Annotated in this window: 1 other annotated feature (cut by both window edges). The window is 56.6% G+C overall.

The features are described from left to right. Positions 1 to 1683 (bottom strand) — a sequence feature (mutual gap in cmsearch alignment for this rRNA model is longer than 100) (it extends past both window edges: 1210 nt to the left, 1334 nt to the right).

The following is a 1683-nucleotide window of genomic DNA, read 5'->3' as shown; positions in this document are numbered from 1 at the left end:
CACAAGCCGAACCGAACACCAATATCAAACTGTAGTAAAGGTCCCGGGGTCTTTCCGTCCTGCTGCGCGAAACGAGCATCTTTACTCGTAGTGCAATTTCACCGGGCCTATGGTTGAGACAGTCGAGAAGTCGTTACGCCATTCGTGCAGGTCGGAACTTACCCGACAAGGAATTTCGCTACCTTAGGATGGTTATAGTTACCACCGCCGTTTACTGGCGCTTAAGTTCTCAGCTTCGCCACCCCGAAGAGTGACTAACCGGTCCCCTTAACGTTCCAGCACCGGGCAGGCGTCAGTCCGTATACATCGCCTTACGGCTTCGCACGGACCTGTGTTTTTAGTAAACAGTCGCTTCTCGCTGGTCTCTGCGGCCACCCCCAGCTCAGAGTGCAAGACTCATCACCGGTGATGGCCCCCCTTCTCCCGAAGTTACGGGGGCATTTTGCCGAGTTCCTTAACCATAGTTCACCCGAACGCCTCGGTATTCTCTACCTGACCACCTGAGTCGGTTTAGGGTACGGGCCGCCATGAAACTCGCTAGAGGCTTTTCTCGACAGCATAGGATCATCCACTTCACCACAATCGGCTCGGCATCAGGTCTCAGCCTTAATGTGCGACGGATTTACCTATCACACGGCCTACACCCTTACCCCGGGACAACCACCGCCCGGGATGGACTACCTTCCTGCGTCACCCCATCACTCACCTACTGCAGGTCTGGTCCGTCGGCTCCACCACTCCCCTTTGCCCGAAGGCTCCGGGGCGGCTTCACGGACTTAGCATCGCCTGGTTCAATGTTTGACGCTTCACAGCGGGTACCGGAATATCAACCGGTTATCCATCGACTACGCCTGTCGGCCTCGCCTTAGGTCCCGACTTACCCTGGGCAGATCAGCTTGACCCAGGAACCCTTAGTCAATCGGCGCACACGTTTCTCACGTGTGTATCGCTACTCATGCCTGCATTCTCACTCGTGAACCGTCCACCACTGCCTTCCGGCGCGGCTTCACCCGGCACACGACGCTCCCCTACCCATCACAGCCGCCGTTGGGCGTATTGCTGCAATGACACGACTTCGGCGGTACGCTTGAGCCCCGCTACATTGTCGGCGCGGAATCACTAGACCAGTGAGCTATTACGCACTCTTTCAAGGGTGGCTGCTTCTAAGCCAACCTCCTGGTTGTCTCTGCGACTCCACATCCTTTCCCACTTAGCGTACGCTTAGGGGCCTTAGTCGATGCTCTGGGCTGTTTCCCTCTCGACCATGGAGCTTATCCCCCACAGTCTCACTGCCGCGCTCTCACTTACCGGCATTCGGAGTTTGGCTAAGGTCAGTAACCCGGTAGGGCCCATCGCCTATCCAGTGCTCTACCTCCGGCAAGAAACACACGACGCTGCACCTAAATGCATTTCGGGGAGAACCAGCTATCACGGAGTTTGATTGGCCTTTCACCCCTAACCACAGGTCATCCCCCAGGTTTTCAACCCTGGTGGGTTCGGTCCTCCACGACCTCTTACAGCCGCTTCAACCTGCCCATGGCTAGATCACTCCGCTTCGGGTCTTGAGCGCGCTACTAAATCGCCCTATTCGGACTCGCTTTCGCTACGGCTTCCCCACACGGGTTAACCTCGCAACACACCGCAAACTCGCAGGCTCATTCTTCAAAAGGCACGCAGTCACGA

The sequence above is a fragment of the Streptomyces olivochromogenes genome, assembly GCF_001514115.1.
Classification (GTDB): Bacteria; Actinomycetota; Actinomycetes; order Streptomycetales; family Streptomycetaceae; genus Streptomyces; species Streptomyces olivochromogenes.
This window is presented reverse-complemented; position numbering and strand designations above follow the sequence as displayed.